This window comes from Actinosynnema sp. NPDC023587 (assembly GCF_040640215.1).
Taxonomy (GTDB): Bacteria; Actinomycetota; Actinomycetes; order Mycobacteriales; family Pseudonocardiaceae; genus Actinosynnema.
Window position 1 is genome coordinate 281,968 of the sequence record NZ_JBFABG010000002.1, and the last position, 26,151, is coordinate 308,118.

Below are 26,151 nucleotides of genomic sequence, written 5' to 3' on the forward strand. Positions count from 1 at the left end.
CCCCTGTGTCAGACCGCGCGGAACGCGGCGCTGTTGCCGTCTTCGGCGGCGCGGTAGGTGCGGGCGGTCTCGGTGAACCGGTTGCCGACGCCGTCGAAGCCCGCGCCGAGGTCACCGAGCCCGGTCAGCGCGTCGGCGGCCGGCCGGACGTGCGAGGAGGCGAAGCTCTGGCCGATGGCGTCGTCGCCCCAGCACGCGCCGAGCGCGTCGAGCGCGCCGCCCAGGTCGCCGAAGATCCTCCCGGCCCGCTCGGCGAACGTGCCGAAGTCGGCCGCGCCGGCGTCGATCTTGGCGAGATCGGTGTCGAACCCGCTCATCTCGGTCCCCCGGAGGTCTCGACGTTCAGCCAGTCGCGTTGTTCGAAGTCCTCGTCGTCGTCGTCGACGGCGCGGCGGCGCTGCGGCGGCGGCGCGATCTCGTCCGGCCGCAGGTCGGCCGTGCCGCGCACGAGGGCTTCGGGGTCGGTGCCGGCGGGCAGCACCGGGCCCAGCACCCGGTAGGTGCGCTCGGCGGCCTCGGTCGCCGCCTCCCGCGCGGTCCGCAGGATCACCTGGGCGAGCTGCCCCGGCCGCAACCGGTAGGCGGCGTCGGCGAGTTCCAGGCCGGTGAGCGAGCCCCGTGCGCCGACGGTCGCGGTGACCGCGCCGTCCGGGCTCGTCGCCGTCGCGGTGACGCCGGCCAGTTCCCGCTGCACGGACGCGAGCTGGTCCCGGCTGCGGCGGTAGTCGGCCAGCAGCTCGTCAACCTGGGCGCGGTGATCGGTCGTCACACGGCCACCTCCGGTCTCCACCGCCGCCGGGCATGGTCGTCGGTCGCGCGTTGGACGCGGCGGCCGGGAACCCGGTTCCCGCCCGTTCCCGGCCGGTTTCACCGAACGCACCCGCGCGGCTGCGCCGACCGGCGCACGACGGCGTCACCCCCGCAGGGCCCGCACCACCCGGGACGGGCTCGGGCGGCCCAGCTCGGCGGCCATCCACGCGCTGGTGTCGCACAGCTTGTCCAGATCGACGCCGTGCTCGACGCCGAGCCCGTCGAGCATCCACACCAGGTCCTCGGTGGCGAGGTTGCCGGTGGCGGATTCGGCGTACGGGCAGCCGCCCAGGCCGCCCGCCGACGAGTCGACCGTCCGCACCCCGGCCAGCAGCGCGGCGTAGGTGTTGGCCAGCGCCTGCCCGTAGGTGTCGTGGAAGTGCACGGCCAACTGGTCGACCCGGTCGAACCCCTTGATCAGGCCGGTCACCTGGCCGGGCGTGGCCACGCCGACGGTGTCGCCCAGCGAGAGCTGGTCGCACCCCATGTCCAGCAGCCTCTTGCCGACCCCGACGACCTGGTCGCGCGGGACCGCGCCCTGCCACGGGTCGCCGAAGCACATCGACACGTAGCCGCGCACCGCCAGCCCCTCGGCCTTCGCGCGCGCCACCACCGGGTCGAACATGCCGAACTGCGCGTCGAGCGTCGAGTTCAGGTTCCTGTTCGCGAACGTCTCGGTGGCGCTGGCGAAGATCGCGATGTGCGAGACGCCCGCCTTCAACGCCCGGTCCAGGCCGCGCTCGTTGGGCACCAGCACCGGGTACTCGACGCCGGGCCGCCGGCTCAGCCCCGCCAGCAGCTCCTCCGCGTCGGCGAGCTGCGGCACCCACTTCGGGTGCACGAAGCTGGTCGCCTCCAGGACCGTGCCGCCGGCGTCCGCGAGCCGGTCCAGGAACTCCAGCTTCACCGCGACCGGGACGGTCGAGTCCTCGTTCTGGAGGCCGTCGCGGGGACCGACCTCCCAGATGGTGACGCGGTCCGGCAGCCCCTCGCCGACGACCCGGTCCGGCAGTCCGACGTCACGCGCGCCCATCGCTGACCCTGCTCTCCGGCTGGAAGTCGTCGTCCGGGTTGTCGTTGATCTCCCGGTAGAGCAGGGAGTGCACCTTCTCCACGCCGGGGATGTCGTCGAACTCCAGCGGCTCGTCGGACGCCGACTCGATGATCAGCGTGCCGCAGCCCAGCACCCGGTCGACCACGCCGTGCTCGAAGCGCACGCTGTTGATCCGGGTCAGCGGGATGTCCAGGCCGGTGCGCTTGAGCACGCCCTCCCGGTACATCACGCGATCGCCGGTGATGACGAAGTGCGTGGTGCGCCAGCGGACCACGGGGGTCAGCACCAGCCACGCGACCAGGACCGCCGACACGACGGCGAGGACCACCCAGGCGGTGGACGCCCAGGACAGGTCGGCCGCGAGCGCCGCCAGCGCGGGCGCACCGCCGGCCACGACGAGGAACACCAGCACCGGCGTGAGCAGCGCCTTCCAGTGCGGGTGCTGGTGGATCACGACGTGCTCGCCGGGGCTGAGCAGGTCGTCCGGGTAGGCCACGACGGTCCTTTCGCCAGGCGCGGGTGCCGGGCCTCACCGTACCCGGAGGTGCACCACGTCCCCGGCGGAAACGGTGTGGTCCGCGCCGGATTCGTCGCGCAGCACCAACGTGCCGTCCGCCTCGACGGAGCGGGCCGTGCCGACCAGGTGCCCGCCGGGCAGCTCGACCCGGACGGGACGGCCGAGCGTGCCGCAGTGCGCCCGGTACTCCGCCAGCAGACCGGTGTCGACCGGGTCGCCGCCAGCGTCCCGCCAGCGCCGCTCCAGCCCGTCCAGCTCGGTGAGCAGGGTGACCGCCACCTCGGCGCGGTCGACCGGGCCGCCCGCGTGCTCCTCCAGGCTGGTCGGGACGAGTCCGCCGGCACCCGGTTCGACGTCGGGCGGCAGCGCGGCGACGTTCAGGCCGGTGCCGACGACGACCGCGTGGCCGGTGGTGATCTCGGCCAGCACGCCGGCCGCCTTCCGGTCCCCGACCAGCAGGTCGTTGGGCCACTTCAGGTTCGCCTCGACGCCGACCGACGCGGCCGTGCGCACCAGCGCGATCCCGGCGAGCAGGGTCAGCCACGGCAGCCGGTTCGCCGGCACGCCCGCCGGCGTGAACAGGACGCTGGCGTAGAGCCCGCCGCCCGGCGACGACCAGCCGCGCCCGCGCCGCCCCTGGCCGGCGGTCTGCTCCTCGGCGATCAGGACGGTCCGGTCCCGCGTCGCGGCGCGCAGGTCGGCGTTGGTCGAGCCGGTCGAGCCGACCACGTCGAGGGCCGCGTAGGGGCCGACGAGGCGGGTGCGGAGGTCTGCGGCGTCCAGTGGCGTGCTCACCCCGGGAGCGTAGGAGCGACCCGCCCCACGCGCTTCGTCGGAGCGGTGTGGAGGTGGGGCGGGCCGCACGCCGACCAGCCTGCACCCTCCAGCGCGGTGGAGGTCAACCCCCGGGGTGAGGTGGGCTACTCGCGGGTCACCCGGCTCCGCGCCGCCGGCTAAGCTGCCCGGTCATGAGCAGTGCGACCGCCCCCACCGGTGAGGAGCCCGACCTCCGCACCACGGCCGGCAAGCTGGCCGACCTGCACCGCCGCGACGACGAGGCGGTGCACGCCGGGTCCGCGCGGATGGTGGAGAAGCAGCACGCCAAGGGCAAGAAGACCGCGCGCGAGCGGATCGACCTGCTGCTCGACCCGGGCTCGTTCGTGGAGCTGGACGCGCTGGCCCGGCACCGCTCGACCAACTTCGGCCAGGAGGGCAACCGCCCGTACGGCGACGGCGTGGTGACCGGCTACGGCACCGTCGACGGCCGCCCGGTGTGCGTGTTCAGCCAGGACGTCACGGTCTTCGGCGGCTCGCTCGGCGAGGTGTACGGCGAGAAGATCGTCAAGGTCATGGACCTGGCGATCAAGACCGGCCGGCCGATCGTCGGGATCAACGAGGGCGGCGGCGCGCGCATCCAGGAGGGCGTCGTCTCGCTCGGCCTGTACGGCGAGATCTTCCGCCGCAACGTGGCCGCGTCCGGCGTCGTCCCGCAGATCTCGCTGATCATGGGCGCGACCGCGGGCGGGCACGTGTACTCGCCGGCGCTGACCGACTTCGTGGTGATGGTCGACCGGACCTCGCACATGTTCATCACCGGCCCGGACGTGATCAAGACCGTCACCGGCGAGGACGTGGGCTTCGAGGAGCTCGGCGGCGCGCGCACGCACAACACCAAGTCTGGCAACGCGCACTACCTGGCGGGTGACGAGGAGGACGCCGTCTCCTACGTCAAGGACCTGCTGTCCTACCTGCCCGCCAACAACATGTCCGACGCCCCGGTGTTCGACGCCGCCGACCTGGTCACCGGCTCGGTCGAGGACTCGGTCACCGACGCGGACCGCGAGCTCGACACCCTGGTCCCGGACTCCGCGAACCAGCCGTACGACATGCACGAGGTGCTCACCCGCGTGCTGGACGACGGCGAGTTCCTGGAGGTCCAGCCGCTGTTCGCGCCGAACATCCTGATCGGCTTCGGCCGGGTCGGCGGCCACCCGGTGGGCATCGTGGCCAACCAGCCCACCCAGTTCGCGGGCTGCCTGGACATCGACGCCTCGGAGAAGGCCGCGCGGTTCGTGCGGACCTGCGACGCGTTCAACGTCCCGGTGCTGACGTTCGTGGACGTGCCGGGTTTCCTGCCGGGCACCGACCAGGAGTGGAACGGCATCATCCGGCGCGGCGCGAAGCTGATCTACGCCTACGCCGAGGCCACCGTCCCGCTGGTCACCGTGATCACCCGCAAGGCCTACGGCGGCGCGTACGACGTGATGGGGTCCAAGCACCTCGGCGCGGACGTCAACCTCGCGTGGCCCACCGCCCAGATCGCCGTCATGGGCGCGCAGGGCGCGGCGAACATCGTGCACCGCAAGACGTTGGCCAACGCCGTGACCGAGGGCCAGGACGTCGACGCGCTGCGCGCGCGGTTGCAGCAGGAGTACGAGGACACCCTCTGCAACCCTTACGTGGCCGCCGAACGCGGTTACGTGGACGCGGTCATCCCACCCTCTTACACGCGGTCGTACGTCGCGCGGGCGCTGTCGATGCTCCGCGACAAGCGCGAGGTGCTGCCGCCCAAGAAGCACGGGAACATTCCGCTGTGACCGAGCGCCCCTACCTGCACGTCGTGCGCGGCAACCCGGACGACGCGGAACTGGCCGCGCTGACGGCGGTGGTGGCGGGCCTGGCCACCACCGGCGGCACGGCCGACGTTCCGGCCCGTCGTTCGGCGTGGTCCGACCGGTCCCGGCTGGTCCGCGCGCCCCTGGCGCACGGTCCGGGCGCGTGGCGGGCGTCCGGCCTTCCGCGCTGAGCGGTCAGCAGTCCACGCGGCGGCTGTTCACCTGGACGCCGTCGCCGAGCACCATGACCTCGCGGCAGCGGGTGCCGTCCGGCACGTGCAGGCGCACCCGCAGCCAGATGCCGCCGCCCGGCGGGTGCAGGCGGGTGTCGAGCACCTCGACGCCGTCCCCGGCCACCGCCGAGGGCACCCGCGCCGGGTCGCCCTGCGCCCTGGCGGCCTCGGCCACGGTGCCCATGATGCGGTACTCGGCCTGGTCGGACCCGGTCGCGAACGGCCAGGGGGGCACTCCGTAGCCGACCGGGTCGGTGGGCACGACGACCGCCGCCACCCCGCCCAGCAGGACGAGCGGCGCGATCCACGACCACCGCCGCCGACCACGAGCCCGATCGGTCCGGCGGACCACCAGAGCCCGGCGCTGCAACACGTCTCCGAGGTTGCCGAACCGGCGCGCCGCGCGCATCGGTAGTTCTACGCAGCGGACCTCCGGATCACCCGGTCGTCCCCCGTCCGACGTTCCCGGAGCTCCCCCGGTTCCCCCGCCGGCGGGGCCGTTAGGGTTCCGGACGTGCGATTCGTGCTTGCTTCCGCCTCCCCCGCCCGGCTCACCGTGCTGCGCAACGCCGGCGTCGACCCCGTGGTCCGCGTGTCGGGCGTGGACGAGGACGCGGTGGCCGCCGCGCTGCCCGACCCCACCCCCGGCGAGCTGGTCACCGCCCTGGCCATCGCGAAAGCCGAGGCGATCGCGGGCGACGAGCGGGACGCCGTGGTCGTCGGCTGCGACTCGATGCTGCTGACCCCGGACGGCGACGTGGAGGGCAAGCCCGGCACGGTCGAGGTGGCGCGCGAGCGGTGGCGGCGGATGGCCGGCCGGTCGGGCACCCTGCTCACCGGGCACGCCGTGCTGCGCGTGCTGGACGGCGTGGTGGCCGAGCGCGCCGCCGACCACCAGGCGACCGCGGTCCGGTTCGGCACGCCCTCCGAGGCCGAGCTGGAGGCGTACCTGGCGTCCGGCGAGCCGCTGGGCGTCGCCGGGGCGTTCACCCTGGACGGTCGCGGCGGCTGGTTCGTGGACGGCATCGACGGCGACCCGTCCAGCGTGATCGGCATCAGCCTGCCGCTCACCCGCCGGCTGCTGGGTCGCGTGGGCGTCGAGATGTCCGACATCTGGTAGCCGTTGTCACATTCCCGCCGATCCGGGAAGCTCCCCCTGGCACCGGGCGTTGGGGGAGCCGATGGACGAATTGCTGACGCGCCGCCGTCACATCGACTTCGGGCGCAGGACGAGCACGGGCTGTCGCGGCTGACCGCCGCCCCAGTCCTGCCCTGCGCACCCCCGGAGCCGACATGTCGTTCATCCGCACCTACACCAAGCCGAAGGTCTTCGGCGTCACCGTGCTCGCCGCGCTCCTGCTGGGCGCGCTCGCGGGTTGGCTGGCCAAGACCGCCGACCTGCCCTGGCTCACCACCGCGCTGGGCAGGATCGGCGACACGTTCACCAGCCTGCTCCAGTTCACGGTCATCCCGCTGGTGTTCACCGCGATCGTCGTCGGCATCACCAGCCTGCGCCGGCTCGGCGGCTCGCGGGCCGCGCGCCTGGGCGGCAAGACGCTGCTCTGGTTCGCCATCACCTCGCTGGTCGCCGTGCTGATCGGGCTGGCGATCGCGCTGGTCTTCAAGCCCGGCACCGGCGTCCAGGTGACCCCGACGGAAGCGGCGCTCAAGCGGCTGTCCGCCCGCGAGGGCGGCTCGTGGAGCACCCTGCTGGACGGCCTGGTGCCGTCCAACATCTTCAGCGCCTTCACCGAGGGCGAGGTGCTCCAGGTCGTGTTCATCGCGATCCTGGTCGGCTTCGCCGCGTACGCGCTGGGCGAGCGGGCCGCGCCGTTCGTGGACTTCACCCGGTCCGCGTTCGACCTGGTGCAGAAGATCGTCGGCTGGATCGTGCTGCTCGCCCCGCTCGGCGTGTTCGGCCTGATCGGCACGGCCTTCGCGACCTACGGCAACTCGTTCGTGCAGCCGCTGTTCAGCCTGATCGCGTCCGTGTACGGCGGGACGCTGATCGTGCTGTTCGTGGTGTACCCGGTGCTGCTGCGGTTCGTCGGCAAGGTCAGCCCGGTGACGTTCTTCGCGAAGGCGTGGACTGCGATCCAGTTCGCGTTCGTGTCCCGCTCGTCGGGCGCGACCCTGCCGCTGAGCAGGCAGACGGCCGCGAACCTCGGCGTGGACGACGACTACGCGTCCTTCGCCGTGCCGCTGGGCACGACCACGAAGATGGACGGTTGCGCGGCCGTGTACCCGGCCATCGCCACGGTGTTCATCGCGAACCTGTTCGGCGTCGAGCTGGGGATCTGGCAGTACGTGGCGATCGTGGCGGTGGCCGTGTTCGGCGCGCTGGCGACGGCGGGCACGACGGGCTGGTTCACCATGCTGACGCTGACCCTGGGCGCGGTGAACATGCCGCCCGAGGTGATCGCGACCGGTGTGGCCGTGGTCTACGCGATCGACCCCATCCTGGACATGGTCCGCACCGCGACCAACGTGGCGGGCCAGATCACCGTCCCGGTCCTGGTCGCCCGCTCCGAGGGGCTGCTGGACGACGAGGTGCTCAACGCGCCGAGCGAGCCGCCGCTGCTCACCGGCCCGCGCGAGCCCGTGCCGGCCTGACCGGCCCGCCCACCTCCCGGCCCGAGGTCCCCACGGGGGCCTCGGGCCGGATCACGTCGGTGCCGCCCCGGGTCAGGCCCCGCAGCGGTGGAGCTGGGTGAACGCGGGGGCGACGTCCGGCCAGCCCGGCAGCAGGGCCCGGTCGCCCACCACGGTCGTGCAGCCGAGTTCCGACTTGCCGCCCACCAGGGAGAACACCTGGGCGAACCGCCGTGGGCAGTCCGCGCCGGGGCCGCACGCCCGTTGCACCGCCACCACGTCGTCGACCCCGTCCCCGTCGACGTCCCGCAGACCGAGGTACCCGCCGCTGGCCACGTACGGAAGCTGCGCGCGCGACCACGCCCCGCTGCGGCGCACCAGCAACTCGCCCCGCACCTCGCCGCCCAGCGAGCCGCGCACCAGGCACACCGACACCGCGGCGTTCGTGCACTCCAGCGAGTCGGCCGTGATCGCGGCACCGGACTCGGCGATGGTCAGCTCGAAGATGTTGCGCCCCGACGCCCCGTTCGTCCGGATTCGGCCGACGCCCTGGCCGTAGAGCAGCTCGACCGTGTCCGCGCCCACGTCCGCGCGCACGACCGGCTGGCACGCCACCGACCCGCACCGCAGGTCGTCGGCGGCCGGTTCGCCCGTCGGCGCGACCGGCGGGGGCGGGCGCAGCGACCAGGCGAAGACCATCCCCGCGACGGTCGTGGCCACGGCGAGGCACGCCACGATCAGCGCGGTTGCCGGCGGGCGGTTCACGATCGCCGATTGTTCCACCCGCACGTGAGCTGTCTCTCCCTTACGACTTACTGGCGAGTCACTAAACTCCCCGTGCGTTGACCCCCCGCACCAGTGCTGCCAGGAGGTAGGACGTCGTGTCGCTGCGCAAGGTCCTCGTCGCCAACCGCGGTGAGATCGCCGTCCGGGTCGTCCGCGCCTGCCGGGACGCGGGGCTCGCGAGCGTCGCCGTGTACGCCGACCCGGACCGGGACGCGCCCTTCGTCCGGCTCGCCGACGAGGCGTTCGCGCTCGGTGGCAGCACGCCCGGCGACACCTACCTCTCGGTCGACAAGCTGCTCGACGTGGCCAAGCGCGCGGGCGCGGACTCGGTGCACCCCGGCTACGGGTTCCTGTCCGAGAACGCCGACTTCGCGCAGGCCGTGCTGGACGCGGGCCTGATCTGGATCGGGCCGACCCCGCAGGCGATCCGCGACCTGGGCGACAAGGTGACCGCGCGGCGCATCGCGATGCGCGCGGGCGCGCCGCTGGTGCCCGGCACCCGGGACCCGGTGGCCGGGCCGGACGAGGTGGTCGCGTTCGCCCGGGAACACGGGTTGCCGGTCGCGATCAAGGCCGCGTTCGGCGGCGGCGGGCGCGGGCTCAAGGTGGCCCGCACGCTGGAGGAGATCCCCGAGCTGTTCGACAGCGCGGTGCGCGAGGCGGTCACCGCGTTCGGGCGCGGCGAGTGCTTCGTGGAGCGGTACCTGGACAAGCCGCGCCACGTCGAGGCCCAGGTGCTGGCCGACCAGCACGGCAACGTGGTCGTGGTCGGCACCCGCGACTGCTCGCTCCAGCGCCGCCACCAGAAGCTGGTCGAGGAGGCTCCCGCGCCGTTCCTGACCGCCGGGCAGCGCGCGGCCGTCCACACGTCGGCGCGGGCCATCTGCGCGGAGGCCGGCTACCACGGCGCGGGCACCGTCGAGTACCTGGTGGCGCAGGACGGCACGATCTCGTTCCTGGAGGTCAACACGCGGCTCCAGGTCGAGCACCCGGTCAGCGAGGAGACCGCCGGCATCGACCTGGTGCGCGAGCAGTTCCGCATCGCGGCCGGCGAGCCGCTGCGGTTCACCGAGGACCCGACCCCGCGCGGCCACTCGATCGAGTTCCGGATCAACGGCGAGGACGCGGGTCGTGGCTTCCTGCCCGCCCCCGGCACGGTCACCACGTTCACCGCGCCGGCCGGACCGGGCGTCCGGGTGGACGCGGGTGTGGAGAGCGGCACGGTCGTCGGCGGCCAGTTCGACTCGCTGCTGGCGAAGCTGGTCGTCACCGGCGAGGACCGCGCGCAGGCCCTGGAGCGGGCGCGGCGCGCGCTGGACGAGATGGTCGTGGAGGGCGTGGCGACGGTCCTGCCGTTCCACCGGCGGATCGTCCGCGACCCGGCGTTCGTGGGCACCGACGAGGGGTTCACCGTGCACACCCGGTGGATCGAGACCGAGTTCGACAACACCGTCGAGCCGTTCACCGGCGGCGCGGAGGCCGGCGAGGACGAACCCCGGCGGACCGTGGTGGTCGAGGTCGGCGGCCGGCGGCTGGAGGTGTCGCTCCCCGGTGACCTGGCCGCCGGCGCGGCGGCACCGGGGGCGGGCGCGAAGGCCGCGCCGCGCAGGCGGGGCGGCGGCAGGAGTGGCGCGGCGGTGTCCGGCAACGCGGTGACCGCTCCCATGCAGGGCACGATCGTGAAGGTCGCGGTGCGGGACGGGCAGCGGGTCGAGGTGGGCGAGCTGGTCGTGGTGCTGGAGGCGATGAAGATGGAGAACCCGGTGACCGCGCACCGGGCGGGCACCGTGGCGGGTCTCTCGGCCGAGCCCGGGGCGACCGTCACCCAGGGCGCGGTCCTCTGCGAGATCGAGGAATAGGCTCGGCCGCGTGGGCGACGGGGACATCCGGATCGGTGACGCCGAGCGCGAGCAGGCGCTCCGGCTGCTGGGCGAGCACCTCGGCGAGGGCCGCCTGGACGTCGAGGAGTACGGCGACCGGTCGGCCCGGGTGACCACCGCGAAGACCCGCGCCGAGCTGCTGGCGCTGTTCGACGACCTGCCGGCACCGCGCCCGGTGTTCGGGCGGGTGGCTCCCCTGCCCTCGGTGACGCCCGCGCCGCGCGGGGGTTTTTGGTTGGACCAGAGGCTGACCCGCGCGATCGTGCCGGCGGTGGGCATCGTCTGCGTGGCGGTGTTCTTCCTGGGCCTGCGCAACCCGCTGATCTTCCTGCTGGTGCCGCTGGTGGCGGTGCTGCTCGGCCGGTGGAGCAACCGGCGGTGACCCCGCTGCCGCGCGGCCCGCTCGCCCGCGCCCTCATCGGCCCCACTCTTCCGGGTGAAAAAACCGGTGCCGAGTGGCGGGCCGCGCTCTCCGATCGGCCGGCCGCCGACCTCCCGCCCGGCGCGGCCGGGCCGGACCCGGCCACCTCCGGCAAAGCCCCGGCCAGGCCCGGTGGCTGACTTCCTGCTGCTCGTCCTGCACGACCGGGACGAGGCCGAACACCTCGCCGAGCAGCTCGGAACCGCCGGCTGGCGGCCCTGCGCCGTGCACCGGGACCTGCTCGCCGGCGAGGACGACGCCGAGGACGCGGACTGGGTGGTCGAGGTGACCACCGCCCCGGACGGCACGCCCGCGCACGCGCGGCGGACCGAACTCGAAGCGCTGCTCGAACCCCACGACGGGTTCGTGACGGACTAGTCTCGCCGGCCATGGAGCCGGTCGAGATCAACGCGGGCGACTTCTACCTGCGCGAACTGCGGGTGGACGACCGGGTGGACGACCGGGTCGCGCTGCACGCGGGCGGCCGGTTCGACAGCCTCGACGCGGCGGGCGCGCACGTGGCCGAAAGGCGACGGCAGTGGCACGCGGACGAGACGTGCTCGTGGGCGGTGTGCGAACAGTTGTCGAACACCGCGATCGGCGAGATCTCGCTCTCCGCAGCCGGTGAACTGTTCTGCTGGGTCACGCCGGAACTGCGCGGAAAAGGGATCGGGACGCGCGTGGCGGATGCCGTGACGGGCTTCGGGTTCGGTTTTCTGGAGCTGGCGCGCATCACCGCCACCCCTTCCGACAAAGCCGGCGAACGACTGGCGCAGAAATGCGGATTCGAGTCCAGGGCTCCACACGGCGTGTGGACACGGCTACGGTAGGTGCTCATGAGGGCTGCTCGCTTGATCGTCGCGCTCACCGCGTCTGCCCTCGTCGCATGCACTCCCCTGCCCGACAACAAGGCCGACGGCCGGGCGGATGAACCACTCAGCGTGACGACGACGTCCCGGATCGCGCTGCCGGCCCGCCCCCGGGACCTCCCGCTGGACCACCTGGACCCGTGCGCCGTGCTGTCCGCCGAACAGCGGACCCAGTTGAGCTTGGACAACCCGCCCAGCAACTACGTGGAATCGAGCTTCGGCAACGCGAAGGCGTGCACCATCCGGAGCAACACCAGCGGCAACGTGGTGCGGCTGGCGCTGGTCACGGTCGAGGGCGTCGAGGTGTGGCTGAGCGAGAACGCCCAGGTGGAGGCGAGCCAGACCGCTGTAATCGGGTTTCCGGCGCTCACCGTGCGCACGCCGGGCCTGGACCACGTGTGCAATGTCGAGGTGGACGTGGCCGACGGCCAGTTCCTCGACGTGATGTTCCGCGACGGCGGCAATGAAACACAGGTCAAACAGGAAATTCTCTGTCAGGGGGCACAACGCGCGGCAGAGGCGGCCGTCACCGGTTTGTTGCAACGGGGGTGACCCGCGCGGGGGAAGTGCGTTGCACCTACTCCCCGCTGTCGGACCATGTGGCTAAAGTGACCGTGCCGAGGGAACCTGCCGGCGCGGCCGGGAGTCGAACCGAAGCAGACGACAGAGGCAGACGGGGAGGTCGTCCATGCCGTCGGAAGACCACGGCCGTGGTGGGGACACGGGCGGCACACCGCCGCCGATGTCGCACACCCTGAACGTGGAACCCAGCGCCATACCCGGCCTCCGCACCGCGTTCGCAGGCGCGTTGACGAGGCTGGACCAGCAGATCGAACTGGCCATCACCGAGGTCAGGGTCCGTCCCTGGGCCGGCGACCCGGTCAGCGCCGACGCCGCGGAGCGGTTCAACGAGCGCTCCCTGGAGTCGGGCGACTCGGCGCTGAACGCGTTGCGCGACTACCAGCGCCAGCTCAAGGGTGCGATGGACGCGTTGACGCTGGTCGAGCAGCAGTACCGGTCCATCGAGGACGACAACACCGGGTTGATGGAGCAGCAAGGCGGCTGCTAGGCGCACGCCGCAGGCAAGGGGAATCGTCATGCCCGATGGACACCGCTGGAACGGCTACAGCCACGAGGAGCTCTACCGGGAGATCAACTCCGGCCCCGGGCCGACGGCCTCGCACGCCTCGGTGGAGCGCTGGGAGGGCGTCTCGGCCGCGTTAGCCGAGATCAACTCCGAGCTGCACGCCGGCGTGCTGCGGTCCGGCGCGACCTGGGAGGGCGCGGCGGCCGACCAGGCCCGGTCGGGGATGAACCCGCTGGCCGCGTGGGCGGACGACGCCCGGGGCGGCGCGGAGGTCATGCGCACGTCCGCCGAGCTCCAGGCCGACTACATCGCCAAGGCCCGCGCCGACATGCCGCCGCCGGTCGCGGTGACCGCCGAGGACCCCGGCGCGCTGCTGACCGGGTTGACGCACCTCGTGGGCGGCCAGACGGACTACGAGAAGCAGGAGCACGCGCACCACGCGGCCGAGCAGCGGGCCCGCGAGGTGATGGGCACCTACGCGTCGTCCACCACGTCGAACGTGGCCACCCTCGGCCAGTTCCACCAGCCCCCGCAGCTCGTGATCGCCACCCCCGAGGTGGTGCGCAACGAGGGCGTGGGCGTCGGCGGTCCCGGTGGTGTCCACGGCGGTCCGCGCGGCGGACGCGGGTGGGGCGGCTGGAACGGCGGTCGCGGCGGTGGCCGGGGCGCGCGCGGCGGGTGGACCCCGCAGCAGCCGGCCAGGCCGGGCGGGCAGCACGGCGGTGGCAACACCGGCACGTCGACCACTCCGGTGGCGGGCGGCCAGCCGGGCAGCGGGTCGAGCACCAGGCCCGCGAACAGCGTGCCGGGCGGTCCGGGGCACCTGGTGCCCGGTCCGGGCGGCGTGCTCGGCGGTGGCGGCGGAAGCGGCGGTGGCGGCGGCAGTCGGCAGGACCGCGGCAAGAAGGCCACCGACACCACGACCGCCGAGCAGCACCAGGCCGCCGGCGGCGGCGGCAGCCCGGCCGAGCAGGCGTTGGCCCGCGCGAGCGGCACCACGGCGGCCAGCTCGGCGGAGTTCGGCGCGATCGCGGCGGCCAACGCGCAGCACGCCACCACGAGCCCCGGTCCGGGCGCGGGCGGTGTGCCCGGCGCGGGCCAGCAGGGCAGCGGTGACACCGTGCACAAGCGGACGGTCGGCGTCGTCCCCGTCCCGCAGCAGCAGGCGTTCGACCCGTTCGGCGGGTTGGGCGGCGCGCGGGCGGACGAGGAGGAGGACGGCGAGCACGGCGGTGCCGACTACCTCCGCGAGACCGACGACATCTACGGCATCGGCGGGATGATCTCGCCACCGGTGATCGGGGAGAGCACCACCCACTGATGACGACGTTCGGTTTGGACCTGGGCACCAACGACCTGCGCGAGCCGGTGACGATCTCCGCGCTGGAGTTCGACGTGCTCTGGGAGCACCTGCGGCTGGAGACGATGCCGCTGGTGCTCAAGGTGCCCTCACCCGGCAGGACGCACGCGGAGCGCGCGGAGCTGGAGCGCGCCGCGTGGGCGTCGCTGGACCGGCGCGGCCTGGGTCGCCCGGTGTCGCTGGACCCGATGCTGGAAGACCTCCTGCACCTGCTGAACCGGCCCCAGCAGGAGGTCGACGGCAGGCTGTGGCTGGGTCGCAGCGTGCGGGTGCTGGCGGCGGCGAAGGGCCAGTCGGCGGTGCTGGCGGTGCTGGACGGCGAGCAGCTCACGCTGCGGCCGGCGTCCAGCGAGGGCCTGCCGCGCGAGGCGCTCGGCGTGCTCCCGCCCGCGCCGCCCGGTCCGGGCCACTCGGTGACGCTGCCGAGCGCGGACCTGGACGCGGCGGTCGCGGCGGCGGGCACCCCGGACAACCTGCCGGCGGCGTTGCGGGCGCGCGGCGTGCGCGCGGAGGACGCGAAGACCCTCGCCGAGATGCTCCTCGACGCCGGTCACCGGGGCCAGTTCGGCGCGGCGGTGCGGGACAAGTGGGGCAAGCGGGTGCGGCCGGAGCACGTGGTGGCGTTCTTCGACAACCCGCACGGCCGGTACGCGCAGCTTCGGCGGGCGACGCCGGGGCAGCAGCCGTGGAGCACGGTGTCCCCCACGGATTCGCGCAGGCTGGTGCAGCACCTGACCGATCTGCTGCCCACGGCCGAGTGAACCCGGTACGCCCGCCGGGGGTTCGGCCCTCGGTTGGTCGTGACGACGCTGCCGACCGGGACGACGCTGCCGACCGGATTGCACGGGGCCCACGTCCGGTCCGCCCTTGAGGACCGGTTGGGCCCGCCGACCCTGCGCACCGCCGTGGGCGAGGGCGCTCTGGTGCGCTACGGCCGCCGGGTGCTCGTCGTCCGAGAGCGCGCCCTCGACTTCCGGACCCGGTGCGCAGCGGCGTTGCTGGCCGCCGGGCCGCACGCCGTGCTGGCCCGGGAGACGGCGCTGAGCCTGCACGGCTGCACGGCCGCCGGGGTGGGGACGCTGCACGTGCGGGTGCCGTACTGGGCCGGTACCGGGCGGCACGCGGGCGTGCGGGTGCACCACGGCCGGGTGGGCGCGGTGCGCGAGGTGGACGGCCTGCGCTGCCAGCCCGTGGCCGAGGCGCTGGGCGACGTGCTGTGCCGGGGTGACCGGTACGTGGCGTTGGCGTGCGCGGACGAGGCCCTGCACGACTTGCCGGCCGCCGGCCGGGCCGACCTGAAGGCGGCGGTGCGGGAGGAGATCGTCAACCGCCCCGACCCGCGCGGCACCCGCCGGGCGGCGACCCTGCTGGACCTGGCGACCGGCAAGTCACCGTGCCGCAGCCGCCTGCTGCTCACGCTGGTGGACGCGGGCCTGCCGGTCCCGGAACAGCACTACGCGGCACCGGACGGCAGGACCTTCGACTACGCGTGGCCGACGGCGGCGCTGGCTCTCGACTACGCCCCGACCGCAGAGCCGGGCGACGGCCGGGAGCCCACGGGCTGGACGCTCCTGCACGCGGGACCGGCGGACCTGCGGAACCCGACGGCCCTGATCTCCCGGCTGACCCGAGAACTCCACGCCAGGCTGCTACCAGGACGCCCCGGCCGCCGAAGCCCCCACTGACCCGGTGCCGGCCCCGCACCCCCGACAACGCGGGGTCGGCACCGAACCCCGACACGCCGACACCCACCGACCAGTCCGGCACGGGTGTGGGTTCACAGCGAGTGGATCAGGGGCCGATGCCACGGCACGGGCGGGTGCGCAGGTCGGACACGTAGTCGTCCGGCGCGCCGGCCGCTTCCGCCGCGTCGGCCACCACGCCGATGTACCGGGCGGACGGGAGGCCGCCCTCGTAGGCGTCCAGCACGTAGAGCCAGGCGGTGACCGAGCCCTCCAGGGTCTGCACGCGGAGCCGGATCTTCTTGTAGAGGCCGAGCGCGCCTTCCCACCGGTCCAGCCGGGATTCGTCGCGCGGGCTCACGTCGTAGAGGACGGCGAAGGTCTGGGAGTCCGGGTCCTCCACGATCGTGGCGAGAGCGCCCTCCCAGCCGAGGTCCTCGCCACCGAACGACAGTCGCCAGCCGGCGAGCCACCCGGTCCCCGCCATCGGGGAGTACGGGGCTCGCTCCATCATCTGGTTCGGATCCATGTTGGACCCGTACGCGGCATAGAGCGGCACGACGACAGCCTAGCGACCCCGCGATCACCAGAAGACCCGGAAGACCGCACGACACGCCCCAGGACCCGACCGCGTACGGTTGTCCCGGCCGCAGCAGAACACGAGGAGGACTTGTCGTGACCCGCATCGTCATCATGGGCGGTGGGCCCGCAGGTTACGAAGCGGCGCTGGTCGCGGCTCAGCACGGGGCCGACGTGACCATCGTCGAGGCCGACGGCCTGGGTGGCGCGTGCGTGCTCTACGACTGCGTCCCGTCCAAGACCTTCATCGCCTCCGCCGGTGGGCGCAGCGCCTTCCGCAACGCCGGTGAGCTGGGCATCCGCACCGACGACACGACCGCGGCGGTCGACCTGCCGGTGGTCCACGGCCGGGTGAAGGGGCTCGCGCTGGCGCAGTCCGCCGACGTCCGCGCCCGCCTCCAGCGCGAGGGCGTGCGGATCATCACCGGCACCGCGAAGTTCTGCGACGACGAGCGCGGCCTCGCCCAGCACCGCGTGGTGGCGGTCACCGACGAGGGCGAGCCCGAGGTGCTCGCGGCCGACGTGGTGCTCATCGCGACCGGTGCGACCCCGCGCGTGTTGCCCGGTGCGGAGCCGGACGGCAAGCGCGTCCTGACCTGGCGGCAGATCTACGAGCTGCCCGAGCTCCCCGAGCACCTGGCCGTGATCGGCTCCGGCGTCACGGGCGTCGAGTTCGCCTCCGCGTACACCGAGCTGGGCGTCAAGGTGACCATGGTGTCCAGCCGGGACCGCGTGCTCCCGCACGAGGACGCCGACGCGGCGGCCGTGCTGGAGGACGTCTTCGCCGAGCGCGGCACGGCCGTGGTGAAGCACGCCCGCGCCAACCGGGTGGAGAACGTCGGCGACGGCGTCCTGATTCACCTGGAGGACGGTCGCACGATCGAGGCGAGCCACGCCCTGATGACGGTCGGCTCGGTGCCGAACACCGCCGACCTCGGGCTGGACAAGATCGGCATCGAGCTCGGTCGGGGCGGGTACATCACGGTCGACCGGGTGTCCCGCACGACGGTCCCCGGCGTGTACGCGGCGGGTGACTGCACGGGCGTGCTGCTGCTGGCCAGCGTCGCCGCCATGCAGGGCCGGATCGCCATGTGGCACGCGCTGGGCGAGGGCGTCAGCCCGATCAAGCTCAAGACCGTCGCGGCGAACGTGTTCACCAACCCGGAGATCGCGTCGGTCGGCATCAGCCAGCACGCGATCGACTCCGGCGAGGTCCCGGCGCGCACGATCATGCTGCCGCTGGCCACCAACCCGCGGGCCAAGATGGAGGGCCTGCGCCGCGGTCTGGTGAAGCTGTTCTGCCGCCCGGCGACCGGTGTGGTCATCGGCGGTGTCGTGGTCGCGCCGAACGCCGGCGAACTGATCCTGCCGATCGCGCTCGCGGTGCAGAACCAGCTCACCGTCGAGGACCTGGCGACGACGTTCTCCGTCTACCCGTCGCTGTCCGGCTCGATCACCGAGGCCAGTCGCCAGCTCATGCGCCACGACGACCTGGACTGACCACCGGTCGTGCCCGAGCCGCGCCCCGGAGCGGGCGCGACTCGGGGTGCGGATCACTCCACCCAGTCGAAGGTCCTGGTGACGGCCTTCTTCCAGCACCGGTACTCGCGCTCGCGGGTGTCGTCGTCCATCGACGGGTCCCACTGCTTGTCCTGGGCCCAGTTCTGCCGGATGTCGTCCTCCGACTCCCAGAACCCGACCGCCAGCCCCGCCGCGTACGCCGCGCCCAGCGCCGTGGTCTCGCTGACCACCGGCCGGATCACCGGCACGCCCAGGATGTCGGCCTGGAACTGCATGAGCAGCTCGTTGACCACCATGCCGCCGTCGACCTTCAGCGACGTCAGCGCCACGCCCGAGTCGGCGTTCATCGCCTCGATCACCTCGCGGCTCTGGAACGCGGTCGCCTCCAGCACCGCCCGGCACAGGTGGCCCTTGTCGACGAACCTGGTCAGCCCGACGATCGCGCCCCGCGCGTCCGAGCGCCAGTAGGGCGCGAACAGGCCCGAGAAGGCGGGCACGAAGTACGCGCCGCCGTTGTCCTCGACGGACCGCGCGTGGTCCTCGATCTCGGCGGCCGTGCCGATCAGGCCGAGGTTGTCGCGCAGCCACTGGACCAGCGAGCCGGTCACCGCGATCGAGCCCTCCAGCGCGTACACCGGTGCCTTCGAGCCGATCTTGTAGCACACCGTCGTGAGCAGGCCGTTCTCGCTCATGACCTTGTCCGTGCCGGTGTTGAGCAGCACGAAGTTGCCGGTGCCGTAGGTGTTCTTGGCCTCGCCCGGCGACAGGCACGCCTGCCCGAAGGTGGCCGCCTGCTGGTCGCCGAGGATGCCGGAGATCGGCACGCCGGCCAGCGCACCGCGCTCCCGGACGTGCCCGTACACCTCGGACGACGACTTGATCTCCGGCAGCATCGACAGCGGCACCCGCAGGTCGGCCGCGATGTCCGCGTCCCACGCGAGCGTGTCCAGGTCCATCAGCAGGGTGCGGGAGGCGTTCGTCGGGTCGGTGACGTGCACCCCGCCGCGAACGCCGCCGGTCATGTTCCACAGCAGCCAGGTGTCCATGTTGCCGAACAGCAGGTCGCCGGCCTCGGCCTTGGCCCGCGCGCCGGCCACGTTGTCCAGTATCCAGCGGATCTTCGGCCCGGAGAAGTACGTCGCGAGCGGCAGGCCGGTCTTGGCCCGGTACCGCTCCTGCCCGCTCTGCCCGTCCTCCGCCCCCAGCGCCGCCAGCTCCTGGCAGATCTTGTCCGTCCGGGTGTCCTGCCAGACGATCGCGTTGTGGACCGGCCGCCCCGTGGTCCGGTCCCACACCACGGTCGTCTCGCGCTGGTTGGTGATGCCGACGGCGGCGATGTCGGCGATGGTCAGGTCGGCCTTGGCCAGCGCGCCGGCCGCGACCTGCCGGGTGTTCGTCCACACCTCCGCCGGATCGTGCTCGACCCACCCGGCGCGCGGGAAGATCTGCCGGTGCTCGGTCTGGTCGACGGCGACCACCTCACCCGAGTGGTCGAAGACCATGCACCGGGTCGACGTCGTGCCCTGGTCGAGCGCGGCCACGTACTTCGTCATGCTGCGTCCTTTCGGTCAGACCGGGAGGGCCAGGTAGAGCAGCGCCGCGAGCAGGCCACCGATCAGCGGGCCGGCCACCGGGACCCAGGAGTACCCCCACTCGGGGCTGCCCTTGCCGCGGATCGGCAGGATGGCGTAGGCGATGCGCGGCGCTAGGTCGCGCGCGGGGTTGATGGCGTACCCGGTGGGTCCGCCGAGCGAGGCACCGATGCCGATGACGACGAACGCGACGCCCGCGTAGCCCAGCGCGGAGTTGCCGAACTGCGGGACGCCGTCCTGCGCGACCTTCACGCCGGGGCTCAGCAGGACCCAGGCGACCAGCACGAACGTGCCGATGATCTCGGTGACGAGGTTCCACCCGCGCGCGGGCACGGTCGGCGCGGTGCAGAAGATGCCCCGGGTGCCGCCCGGGTCGTCGTGGGTGTCGAACTGGACCTTGTAGGTCAGCCAGGCCAGCACCGCGCCGAGGAACGCGCCGAGGAACTGCCCGGCGACGTAGAACGGCACCGCGCCCCACTCGACCTTGCCGGCCACCGCGAGCCCGAGGGTGACCGCGGGGTTGAGGTGCGCGCCGCTGGGCGCGGCCACGCTGGCACCCGCGAAGACCGCGAGACCCCAGCCGAAGTTGATCAGCAGCCAGCCGCCGCCGTGGCCGCCCGTCCTCTTGAGGACGACGTTGGCGACGACGCCCGCACCCAGCAGGATCAGGATCGCGGTGCCGAGGGTTTCCCACACGAAGATCGAGCCATTGCCCATCCGTCGACCTCCTTGCCTTGGCAGGGGGCGCGCGGTCCGGGTCCGGCGGCGCTGCCCACCCGTCGCTGGTCTTGCCGCCGGTTCCGGCGGTGGTCGGGTGCCTACGGTGGCGTACCAGCGAGTAACGTGGTCGAGTCAAGTCCTGGTCGGACCACGAGTCAGTATCAGGGAGGCGTTGAACAGTGGCCACGCGCAAGCCACCAGCAGCATCCGCCACCCCCGGCCGCCTCGGGCCGGGAGATCGTGAGACCACCTGGGACCGCCTCGGGTCGGAGACCTTCGACCTGGTGGTCGTCGGCGGCGGCGTGGTGGGCGTCGGCGCGGCGCTGGACGCCGCCACCCGGGGCCTGCGGGTCGCCCTCGTCGAGGCCCGCGACCTGGCCTCGGGCACCTCCAGCCGCTCGTCGAAGCTGTTCCACGGCGGCCTGCGGTACCTGGAGCAACTGGAGTTCGGGCTGGTCCGGGAAGCCCTGCGGGAACGCGAGCTGATGCTCACCACGATCGCACCCCACCTGGTGAAACCGGTGAGCTTCCTCTACCCGCTGACGCACCGCGTCTGGGAGCGCCCGTACACCGCCGCCGGTCTGCTGCTCTACGACACCATGGGCGGCGCGCGGTCCGTGCCGGGCCAGAAGCACCTCACCCGTGCGGGTGCGCTGCGGATGGTGCCGGCGCTCAAGTCGGACGCCCTGATCGGCGGCATCCGGTACTACGACGCCCAGGCCGACGACGCCCGGCACACCATGATGGTGGGGCGCACGGCCGCCCACTACGGCGCGGTGGTGCGGACGTCGACCCAGGTCGTGGCGTTCCTGCACGAGGCGGACCGGGTGTCGGGCGTGCGGGTCCGCGACGTCGAGGACGGCCGGGAGACCGAGGTCCGCGCACACGCCGTGATCAACGCGACCGGCGTCTGGACCGACGAGCTGCAACGCCTGTCGGGCAGTCGCGGCCGGTTCCGGGTGCGGGCCAGCAAGGGCGTGCACATCGTGGTGCCGCGCGACCGGATCGTCTCCGAGTCGGGGCTGATCCTGCGCACGGAGAAGTCGGTGCTGTTCGTGATCCCGTGGCGCAACCACTGGATCGTGGGCACCACGGACACCGACTGGAACCTGGACCTGGCGCACCCGGCGGCCACCAAGAACGACATCGACTACGTCCTGGACCACGTCAACACCGTCCTGGCGACGCCGTTGACGCACGACGACATCGAGGGCGTCTACGCCGGTCTGCGCCCGCTGCTCGCGGGCGAGAGCGAGTCGACGTCGAAGCTGTCCCGCGAGCACGCGGTGGCCCGGGTCGCGCCGGGCCTGGTGGCCATCGCCGGCGGCAAGTACACGACCTACCGGGTGATGGGCGCGGACGCGGTGGACGCCGCGTCGGTCGACCTGCCGGGCCGGATTCAACCGTCGATCACGGACAAGGTGCCGCTGGTCGGCGCGGACGGCTACCACGCCCTGGTGAACCAGGTCGACCAGCTCGCCACCCGCTACGGCCTGCACCCCTACCGGGTGCGGCACCTGCTCGACCGGTACGGCTCGCTGGTGCACGAGGTGCTGGAGTCGGCCGACCCGGAGCTGCTCAAGCCGGTGCCGAACGCACCGGACTACCTCCAGGTCGAGATCGTCTACGCCGCGTCGCACGAAGGCGCGCTGCACCTGGAGGACGCGCTCACCCGCCGGACCCGGATCTCCATCGAGTACCCGCACCGGGGTGTCGCCTGCGCCGAGGCGGTCGCCGGGCTGATGGCCCGCGTGCACGGCTGGGACGCGGAGCGGATCGCCCGCGAGGTCGAGGTCTACACCGCGCGGGTGGACGCCGAGCGCGCGTCGCAGACCGAACCGGACGACCAGGCGGCGGACGCGGTCCGCTCGGCCGCCCCGGAGGCCCGGCCCGACCTCACCGAACCGGTGGGCTGAGCGGCGGAGGACGGTCGCGGCCGTCGTCGCCCCTCGGAACGGTCCGCACGACCGCCGAGGAGGGGACGACGGCCCGCCGCCGGGCGGACCGGGTCGAGTCCTGCGAGGAACTCGCCCGGTTCCGCGTCCGACGTGTCCGGGAACACCGCGGACCGGTGCCCGATCAGCAGGTCTTCCAGTACCGGGTGACCCACCGGACGTTGACGCCCGTGTCGCTGATCCGCGTCGGCGCGAGGTTCGCGTTCAAGACGGACCACCCGGAGTTGTAGAGCACGGTTTCCGTGTTGGTGGTCTGGTTGTTGTGCACCGAACCGGTGTTGTCCTGGAACATCTGCGGCACGGTGATCGTCTGGCAGGCGTACTTCGCGAGGCGGTCACCGTTGAAGTGGGTGTCCGTCCACAGGCACACCCACTGGTACTGGCAGTTGGCCACACCGGCGGTGCCGACCGGTTCCTGCACGGCGCGAGCGGACCGCTCGCCGGGCAGCTTCAAGGTGAGCAGCAACGTGCCACCGAGGTATTCGACCTGGTTGATACCGATCTGCTTGCCACCGCCGTAGAGGCCCAGGTTCTCGTCCACCCGTGCTTGCAGCGCGGCGAGTTCCGCCTGGCTGTAGGACTGGCCGCCCGCAGGCTCGGCCCCGGCGACACCGGTGCCGACCAGGACTGCCAAGACCGCGAGCGCGGCGACAGCCGCCCGGATAAATCCACGCATGATTCACCCCTCAGTCGAACGGGACATTCCGACTTCGGTGCGCGCGCATCGAGTGGACCGGCCGGTCGCGACAAGGCGGAGAAAAGCCGGTCGGGTCCAGCTTGCCGGCCGTTCGGCCACCGCTACAAGCACCGTCAACCCACGCGAAAACACGCAGGTCGACGGTGTGCGGAAATAATTCCCACGACCGTTCCGGTCCGTTTTCCGACCGGCCCGCCGGCCCGCGACCGCCGCCGTCGCGCGGCGGCGGTCGCGCCCGGTCAGGCGAGTGCGGCCAGGGCGGTGTGGACCATGACCCGGACGCCGACCAGCAGCGCCCGCTCGTCCAGGTCGAACCCGGCCTGGTGCAGGTCGCGCTGCTTGCCCACGCCGTCCCACACGCCCAGCCGGGCGAACGAGCCGGGCACGTGCTCCAGGTACCAGCCGAAGTCCTCGCCGCCGGAGGACTGCTCGGTGCCGGCCAGGGCGTCCTCGCCCAGCGCGGCCTCGATGCCGGCCCGCAGCAGCACGGTGCTCTCGCGGTCGTTCACCACGGGCGGCACGCCGCGCCGGTGGTGCAGGTCGAAGCCGACACCGGTCGGCGCGAGCAGCGCCCCGGTGAGCTCCTTGACCAGCGGCTCCAGCTCGGCCCAGATGTCCCGGTCGCCGGTGCGCAGCGTGCCGCGCAGGACGCCGTCCTGGGGCACCGCGTTCGCGGCCTCGCCGGCGTGCACCGCGCCCCACACCAGGACGGTCCCCGAGCGGGGGTCGACGCGGCGGGAGAGCAGGGTCGGCAGGCCGGTGATGACCGTGCCCAGGGCGTGCACCAGGTCCGCCGTGAGGTGCGGTCGCGAGGTGTGCCCGCCGGGCGAGGTCAGGCGCAGTTCCAGCAGGTCGCTGGCCGAGGTGATCGGCCCGATCCGGGTGCCGATCCGGCCGACCGGCAGGCGCGGGTCGCAGTGCAGGCCGAAGATCCGCTCGACGCCGTCCAGGCCGCCCGCCGCCAGCACGTCCAACGCGCCGCCGGGCATGACCTCCTCGGCCGGCTGGAACACCAGCCGGACCCGGCCGGGCAGCGCGGTGGCCGAGGCCAGCGCGAGCGCCGCGCCCAGCAGGACGGTGGTGTGCGCGTCGTGCCCGCAGGCGTGCGCCACACCGTCCACTGTGGACGCGAAGGGCACGCCGCTGTTCTCGGTGATCGGCAGGGCGTCGATGTCCGCGCGCAGCGCCACGCACCTCGGGCCGCTGCCGACGTCGCAGACCAGGCCGGTGCCGCCGGGCAGCACCCGGGGCTTGAGGCCCGCCGAGCGCAGCACGTCGCCGATCAGCTCGGTGGTGTTGTGCTCCTGGCGGGACAGTTCCGGGTGGGCGTGCAGGTGCCGCCGCCAGGCCACCACTTCGGAGGCGTTGGCGGCCAGCCACTCGTCCAGCCAGGAGGGGCCACGCCCCTCACCCGGATCATCCACAGGGGCAATGCTGACCCCGCGCTCGGTCAACAGCACTTCGGCATCCTCCTCCCCCGGCAACTCGGGACGCGAGTCGAGAACCGTCATGCCGCACCGCCCACGAGCCGGTCCCGCTGCGCGTCGTCACGCGCGGCGGAGATTGTTGTCCAGGCAAGGGCGAGTGCTCCGTCGAGCACAGCTCGGTCCGCCGAGGCCGAGGCACAGGCGGTCGCGAACTCGATTTGGTGGTTCACCGCGTCTCCGCAGTCGATGGCGATGGTCGGGTGGATGGCGGGCAGCGCACGGGTCACGTTGCCCATGTCGGTGCTGCCGATCCGCCGGTCCCGCTCCTGGGCGGGGCTCAGCGGCGTGCGCCCCAGCTCCGTGACGGCACGCCGGTAGGCGTCGGCCAGCCACGGGTCGGGGGTGAGCTCGGCGTAGACGGGCGAGACCTTGACGACCTCGTGCGTGCAGCCGGTGGCGAGCGCACCGGCCGAGAAGCAGCGGTTGATCCGCTCCTCCAGCCGGCTCAGGGATTCCAGGTCCTCGGCGCGCAGGTCGAACATCGCCGTCGTGCGGGCGGGCACCACGTTGGGCACGGTGCCGCCGCGGGTGACGATCCCGCTGACCATCTGGCCGGGCTCCAGGTGCTGCCGCGCCAGGCCGATCGCGACCTGCGCGACGGTGATGGCGTCCGCCGCGTTCACACCCAGGTGCGGCGCGGCGGCGGCGTGCGAGGGCTTGCCGGTGTAGTGCACCTCGACGTCGGTGATCGCGAGCGAGGCCGCCGCGATCGCCTCGTACGGCGCGGGGTGCACCATCATGGAGAGGGACACGTCGTCGAACACACCGCGTTCGAGCAGCAGCACCTTGCCCCCGCCGACCTCTTCGGCGGGCGTGCCGATGACCCGGACGGTCAGGCCCAGCTCGTCGGCGAGGTCCCTCAGCGCGAGGGCCGCGCCCGCCGAGGCGGCGGCGATGACGTTGTGCCCGCAGGCGTGGCCGACCTCGGGGAGCGCGTCGTACTCGGCGCACAGGCCGAGGACGAGGTCACCGGAACCGTAGGAGGCGGTGAAAGCCGTCTCCAGGCCCGCGACGCCGCGTTCCACCTCGAAACCCTCGCCGGCCAGCAGGTCCGCGACCTTGGCCGCGCTGCGGTGCTCCGCGAAGGCGATCTCCGGCTCGGCGTGGATGCTCTGCGAGAGCTCCACCAGTGCGCCCGAGTACCGCTCGACGGCCGAGCGCGTCCTCATCTGGAAGTCGGTACCCATATACGTCCATCCTGCATCAGCCCCGGAAGCCCCGTCGCCAGTCGCGTTGATCAACCGCCGGCCGGTCGCGCGGCTGCGCCAAGCGGTGCGCGAGATTCGGTCAGACCGATCACATCTGCGCAGGGGCCGTGCAGGAGGACCACACGACGACAGTCGACTCCCACCCAGTGGGAGTCAGGTCGCCCCCAGGACCCCGTCAGCCGGCTTTCCGACCCTTCCGCCACTTGTTCCAGCGCTTCTTGTTACGCCAGTACACGAGGGCGAAGAGCAGCACCGCGATACCGCCCGTCCACAACTTTCTCTTCGTCTCGTCGGCGATACCCGTGTCGGTCTGCTGCGGGGCGTTGATGTCCGGTGCTGGTGAGACCGGTTCAGTCGGTTGGGCGGCGACGACCGGCCCGGTGTGCGCGGGGGAGGTGGCCTGCGCCACTCCGGTCACGGTGAGTGCACCGGCGAGCACGATGAGGCATGCCACGAGCACGGATCGCCACTTGGTCACGGTCACAA

The 26,151-nt window shown here is 73.0% G+C and carries 30 protein-coding genes; 16 read left to right on the plus strand and 14 right to left on the minus strand.

Annotation, left to right across the window (positions count from 1 at the left end; translation table 11 throughout):
* Positions 1–8: 8 nt before the first annotated feature.
* The 5 genes from AB0G01_RS06375 to AB0G01_RS06395 all read right to left on the minus strand — a co-directional run bounded on the left by AB0G01_RS06375 (position 9) and on the right by AB0G01_RS06395 (position 3,176).
* Positions 9–317: a hypothetical protein gene (locus AB0G01_RS06375; RefSeq protein ID WP_360940342.1), complete on the minus strand. Its 309-nt coding sequence runs from the start codon at positions 315–317 to the stop codon at positions 9–11.
* A complete protein-coding gene (locus AB0G01_RS06380) occupies positions 314–769 on the minus strand; it encodes a YbaB/EbfC family nucleoid-associated protein (protein ID WP_360940344.1) in 456 nt (151 codons plus the stop codon). Before AB0G01_RS06380 ends, AB0G01_RS06375 begins: the two co-directional genes overlap by 4 nt.
* Before the next feature lie 144 nt (positions 770–913).
* On the minus strand, positions 914–1,843 hold the full coding sequence (locus AB0G01_RS06385; protein WP_360940346.1) for a hydroxymethylglutaryl-CoA lyase: 930 nt from the start codon (positions 1,841–1,843) through the stop codon (positions 914–916).
* Entirely contained in the window at positions 1,830–2,360 is a 531-nt protein-coding gene (locus AB0G01_RS06390) for a PH domain-containing protein (RefSeq protein ID WP_360940348.1), read from the minus strand. Before AB0G01_RS06390 ends, AB0G01_RS06385 begins: the two co-directional genes overlap by 14 nt.
* 33 nt (positions 2,361–2,393) lie before the next feature.
* Positions 2,394–3,176: a biotin--[acetyl-CoA-carboxylase] ligase gene (locus tag AB0G01_RS06395; protein ID WP_360940350.1), complete on the minus strand. Its 783-nt coding sequence runs from the start codon at positions 3,174–3,176 to the stop codon at positions 2,394–2,396.
* A gap of 173 nt (positions 3,177–3,349) precedes the next feature.
* Between AB0G01_RS06395 and AB0G01_RS06400 the strand changes: the two genes are divergently transcribed.
* Positions 3,350–4,978, plus strand: coding sequence for an acyl-CoA carboxylase subunit beta (locus AB0G01_RS06400; RefSeq protein WP_360940352.1), 1,629 nt, complete (start codon positions 3,350–3,352; stop codon positions 4,976–4,978).
* Entirely contained in the window at positions 4,975–5,187 is a 213-nt protein-coding gene (locus AB0G01_RS06405; protein ID WP_360940354.1) for an acyl-CoA carboxylase subunit epsilon, read from the plus strand. Before AB0G01_RS06400 ends, AB0G01_RS06405 begins: the two co-directional genes overlap by 4 nt.
* Positions 5,188–5,191: 4 nt before the next feature.
* On the opposite strand, the gene AB0G01_RS06410 is transcribed toward AB0G01_RS06405, so the two are convergent.
* Positions 5,192–5,638, minus strand: coding sequence for a hypothetical protein (locus AB0G01_RS06410; RefSeq protein ID WP_360940356.1), 447 nt, complete (start codon positions 5,636–5,638; stop codon positions 5,192–5,194).
* A 105-nt stretch (positions 5,639–5,743) separates the two neighbouring features.
* Between AB0G01_RS06410 and AB0G01_RS06415 the strand changes: the two genes are divergently transcribed.
* Positions 5,744–6,349: a Maf family protein gene (locus AB0G01_RS06415; RefSeq protein WP_360940358.1), complete on the plus strand. Its 606-nt coding sequence runs from the start codon at positions 5,744–5,746 to the stop codon at positions 6,347–6,349.
* A 173-nt stretch (positions 6,350–6,522) separates the two neighbouring features.
* Complete coding sequence (locus AB0G01_RS06420; RefSeq protein ID WP_360940360.1) at positions 6,523–7,842, plus strand: dicarboxylate/amino acid:cation symporter; 1,320 nt, start codon at positions 6,523–6,525, stop codon at positions 7,840–7,842.
* A gap of 72 nt (positions 7,843–7,914) precedes the next feature.
* On the opposite strand, the gene AB0G01_RS06425 is transcribed toward AB0G01_RS06420, so the two are convergent.
* Positions 7,915–8,586 (minus strand): hypothetical protein, encoded by a 672-nt coding sequence (locus tag AB0G01_RS06425; protein WP_360940362.1) that lies wholly within the window; start codon positions 8,584–8,586, stop codon positions 7,915–7,917.
* 116 nt (positions 8,587–8,702) lie between these two features.
* On the opposite strand from AB0G01_RS06425, the gene AB0G01_RS06430 reads away from it, so the two are divergent.
* The 10 genes from AB0G01_RS06430 (at position 8,703) to AB0G01_RS06475 (ending at position 15,909) form a co-directional block, all read left to right on the plus strand.
* Positions 8,703–10,466: a biotin carboxylase N-terminal domain-containing protein gene (locus AB0G01_RS06430; protein WP_360940364.1), complete on the plus strand. Its 1,764-nt coding sequence runs from the start codon at positions 8,703–8,705 to the stop codon at positions 10,464–10,466.
* A gap of 10 nt (positions 10,467–10,476) precedes the next feature.
* Positions 10,477–10,869, plus strand: a complete 393-nt coding sequence (locus AB0G01_RS06435) for a DUF1707 domain-containing protein (RefSeq protein WP_360940366.1) — start codon at positions 10,477–10,479, stop codon at positions 10,867–10,869.
* Positions 10,866–11,048 carry a hypothetical protein gene (locus tag AB0G01_RS06440; protein ID WP_360940368.1) on the plus strand — a complete coding sequence of 61 codons (183 nt, stop codon included), beginning with the start codon at positions 10,866–10,868 and terminating at the stop codon, positions 11,046–11,048. The genes AB0G01_RS06435 and AB0G01_RS06440 overlap by 4 nt, the downstream gene beginning before the upstream one ends.
* Complete coding sequence (locus tag AB0G01_RS06445) at positions 11,041–11,286, plus strand: hypothetical protein (RefSeq protein WP_360940370.1); 246 nt, start codon at positions 11,041–11,043, stop codon at positions 11,284–11,286. The genes AB0G01_RS06440 and AB0G01_RS06445 overlap by 8 nt, the downstream gene beginning before the upstream one ends.
* Positions 11,287–11,297: 11 nt before the next feature.
* A complete protein-coding gene (locus tag AB0G01_RS06450) occupies positions 11,298–11,738 on the plus strand; it encodes a GNAT family protein (protein ID WP_360940372.1) in 441 nt (146 codons plus the stop codon).
* A 21-nt stretch (positions 11,739–11,759) separates the two neighbouring features.
* Complete coding sequence (locus tag AB0G01_RS06455) at positions 11,760–12,329, plus strand: DUF3558 domain-containing protein (protein WP_360940374.1); 570 nt, start codon at positions 11,760–11,762, stop codon at positions 12,327–12,329.
* Between the two features lie 190 nt (positions 12,330–12,519).
* Complete coding sequence (locus tag AB0G01_RS06460) at positions 12,520–12,846, plus strand: transcriptional regulator (RefSeq protein WP_360940376.1); 327 nt, start codon at positions 12,520–12,522, stop codon at positions 12,844–12,846.
* 28 nt (positions 12,847–12,874) lie between these two features.
* A complete protein-coding gene (locus tag AB0G01_RS06465; RefSeq protein ID WP_360940378.1) occupies positions 12,875–14,185 on the plus strand; it encodes a PPE domain-containing protein in 1,311 nt (436 codons plus the stop codon).
* Complete coding sequence (locus tag AB0G01_RS06470; protein ID WP_360940380.1) at positions 14,185–14,985, plus strand: ESX secretion-associated protein EspG; 801 nt, start codon at positions 14,185–14,187, stop codon at positions 14,983–14,985. The genes AB0G01_RS06465 and AB0G01_RS06470 overlap by 1 nt, the downstream gene beginning before the upstream one ends.
* Positions 14,986–15,024: 39 nt before the next feature.
* Positions 15,025–15,909: a hypothetical protein gene (locus AB0G01_RS06475; protein WP_360940382.1), complete on the plus strand. Its 885-nt coding sequence runs from the start codon at positions 15,025–15,027 to the stop codon at positions 15,907–15,909.
* Positions 15,910–16,015: 106 nt separating this feature from the next.
* On the opposite strand, the gene AB0G01_RS06480 is transcribed toward AB0G01_RS06475, so the two are convergent.
* Complete coding sequence (locus AB0G01_RS06480; protein ID WP_360940384.1) at positions 16,016–16,465, minus strand: gamma-glutamylcyclotransferase family protein; 450 nt, start codon at positions 16,463–16,465, stop codon at positions 16,016–16,018.
* 116 nt (positions 16,466–16,581) lie between these two features.
* Between AB0G01_RS06480 and AB0G01_RS06485 the strand changes: the two genes are divergently transcribed.
* A complete protein-coding gene (locus tag AB0G01_RS06485; protein WP_360940386.1) occupies positions 16,582–17,985 on the plus strand; it encodes an NAD(P)H-quinone dehydrogenase in 1,404 nt (467 codons plus the stop codon).
* A 53-nt stretch (positions 17,986–18,038) separates the two neighbouring features.
* On the opposite strand, the gene glpK is transcribed toward AB0G01_RS06485, so the two are convergent.
* Both glpK and AB0G01_RS06495 read right to left on the minus strand, forming a co-directional pair.
* Positions 18,039–19,559, minus strand: a complete 1,521-nt coding sequence (glpK, locus tag AB0G01_RS06490) for a glycerol kinase GlpK (protein WP_360940388.1) — start codon at positions 19,557–19,559, stop codon at positions 18,039–18,041.
* A gap of 15 nt (positions 19,560–19,574) precedes the next feature.
* Positions 19,575–20,315: an MIP/aquaporin family protein gene (locus tag AB0G01_RS06495; RefSeq protein WP_360940390.1), complete on the minus strand. Its 741-nt coding sequence runs from the start codon at positions 20,313–20,315 to the stop codon at positions 19,575–19,577.
* A gap of 182 nt (positions 20,316–20,497) precedes the next feature.
* Between AB0G01_RS06495 and AB0G01_RS06500 the strand changes: the two genes are divergently transcribed.
* Entirely contained in the window at positions 20,498–22,234 is a 1,737-nt protein-coding gene (locus AB0G01_RS06500) for a glycerol-3-phosphate dehydrogenase/oxidase (protein WP_360940392.1), read from the plus strand.
* A 163-nt stretch (positions 22,235–22,397) separates the two neighbouring features.
* Here the strand turns inward: AB0G01_RS06500 and AB0G01_RS06505 are convergent, their stop codons facing one another.
* From AB0G01_RS06505 to AB0G01_RS06520, 4 genes are all read right to left on the minus strand, one after another.
* On the minus strand, positions 22,398–22,949 hold the full coding sequence (locus AB0G01_RS06505) for a peptidase inhibitor family I36 protein (protein ID WP_360940394.1): 552 nt from the start codon (positions 22,947–22,949) through the stop codon (positions 22,398–22,400).
* A gap of 260 nt (positions 22,950–23,209) precedes the next feature.
* Positions 23,210–24,481, minus strand: a complete 1,272-nt coding sequence (locus AB0G01_RS06510; protein ID WP_360940396.1) for an amidohydrolase — start codon at positions 24,479–24,481, stop codon at positions 23,210–23,212.
* A complete protein-coding gene (locus tag AB0G01_RS06515; RefSeq protein WP_360940398.1) occupies positions 24,478–25,626 on the minus strand; it encodes a M20 family metallopeptidase in 1,149 nt (382 codons plus the stop codon). The genes AB0G01_RS06510 and AB0G01_RS06515 overlap by 4 nt, the downstream gene beginning before the upstream one ends.
* A 214-nt stretch (positions 25,627–25,840) precedes the next feature.
* Positions 25,841–26,149: a hypothetical protein gene (locus AB0G01_RS06520; RefSeq protein WP_360940400.1), complete on the minus strand. Its 309-nt coding sequence runs from the start codon at positions 26,147–26,149 to the stop codon at positions 25,841–25,843.
* Positions 26,150–26,151: the final 2 nt, after the last annotated feature.

Excerpts from the sequence above, each read along its gene's own strand:
- AB0G01_RS06375 (WP_360940342.1), bottom strand. The coding sequence starts at position 317 with ATGAGCGGGTTCGACACCGATCTCGCCAAGATCGACGCCGGCGCGGCC.
- AB0G01_RS06385 (WP_360940346.1), bottom strand. The coding sequence starts at position 1,843 with ATGGGCGCGCGTGACGTCGGACTGCCGGACCGGGTCGTCGGCGAGGGG.
- AB0G01_RS06400 (WP_360940352.1), top strand. The coding sequence starts at position 3,350 with ATGAGCAGTGCGACCGCCCCCACCGGTGAGGAGCCCGACCTCCGCACC.
- AB0G01_RS06410 (WP_360940356.1), bottom strand. The coding sequence starts at position 5,638 with ATGCGCGCGGCGCGCCGGTTCGGCAACCTCGGAGACGTGTTGCAGCGC.
- AB0G01_RS06420 (WP_360940360.1), top strand. The coding sequence starts at position 6,523 with ATGTCGTTCATCCGCACCTACACCAAGCCGAAGGTCTTCGGCGTCACC.
- AB0G01_RS06450 (WP_360940372.1), top strand. The coding sequence starts at position 11,298 with ATGGAGCCGGTCGAGATCAACGCGGGCGACTTCTACCTGCGCGAACTG.
- AB0G01_RS06460 (WP_360940376.1), top strand. The coding sequence starts at position 12,520 with ATGTCGCACACCCTGAACGTGGAACCCAGCGCCATACCCGGCCTCCGC.
- AB0G01_RS06465 (WP_360940378.1), top strand. The coding sequence starts at position 12,875 with ATGCCCGATGGACACCGCTGGAACGGCTACAGCCACGAGGAGCTCTAC.
- AB0G01_RS06470 (WP_360940380.1), top strand. The coding sequence starts at position 14,185 with ATGACGACGTTCGGTTTGGACCTGGGCACCAACGACCTGCGCGAGCCG.
- glpK (WP_360940388.1), bottom strand. The coding sequence starts at position 19,559 with ATGACGAAGTACGTGGCCGCGCTCGACCAGGGCACGACGTCGACCCGG.
- AB0G01_RS06495 (WP_360940390.1), bottom strand. The coding sequence starts at position 20,315 with ATGGGCAATGGCTCGATCTTCGTGTGGGAAACCCTCGGCACCGCGATC.
- AB0G01_RS06505 (WP_360940394.1), bottom strand. The coding sequence starts at position 22,949 with ATGCGTGGATTTATCCGGGCGGCTGTCGCCGCGCTCGCGGTCTTGGCA.
- AB0G01_RS06510 (WP_360940396.1), bottom strand. The coding sequence starts at position 24,481 with ATGACGGTTCTCGACTCGCGTCCCGAGTTGCCGGGGGAGGAGGATGCC.
- AB0G01_RS06515 (WP_360940398.1), bottom strand. The coding sequence starts at position 25,626 with ATGAGGACGCGCTCGGCCGTCGAGCGGTACTCGGGCGCACTGGTGGAG.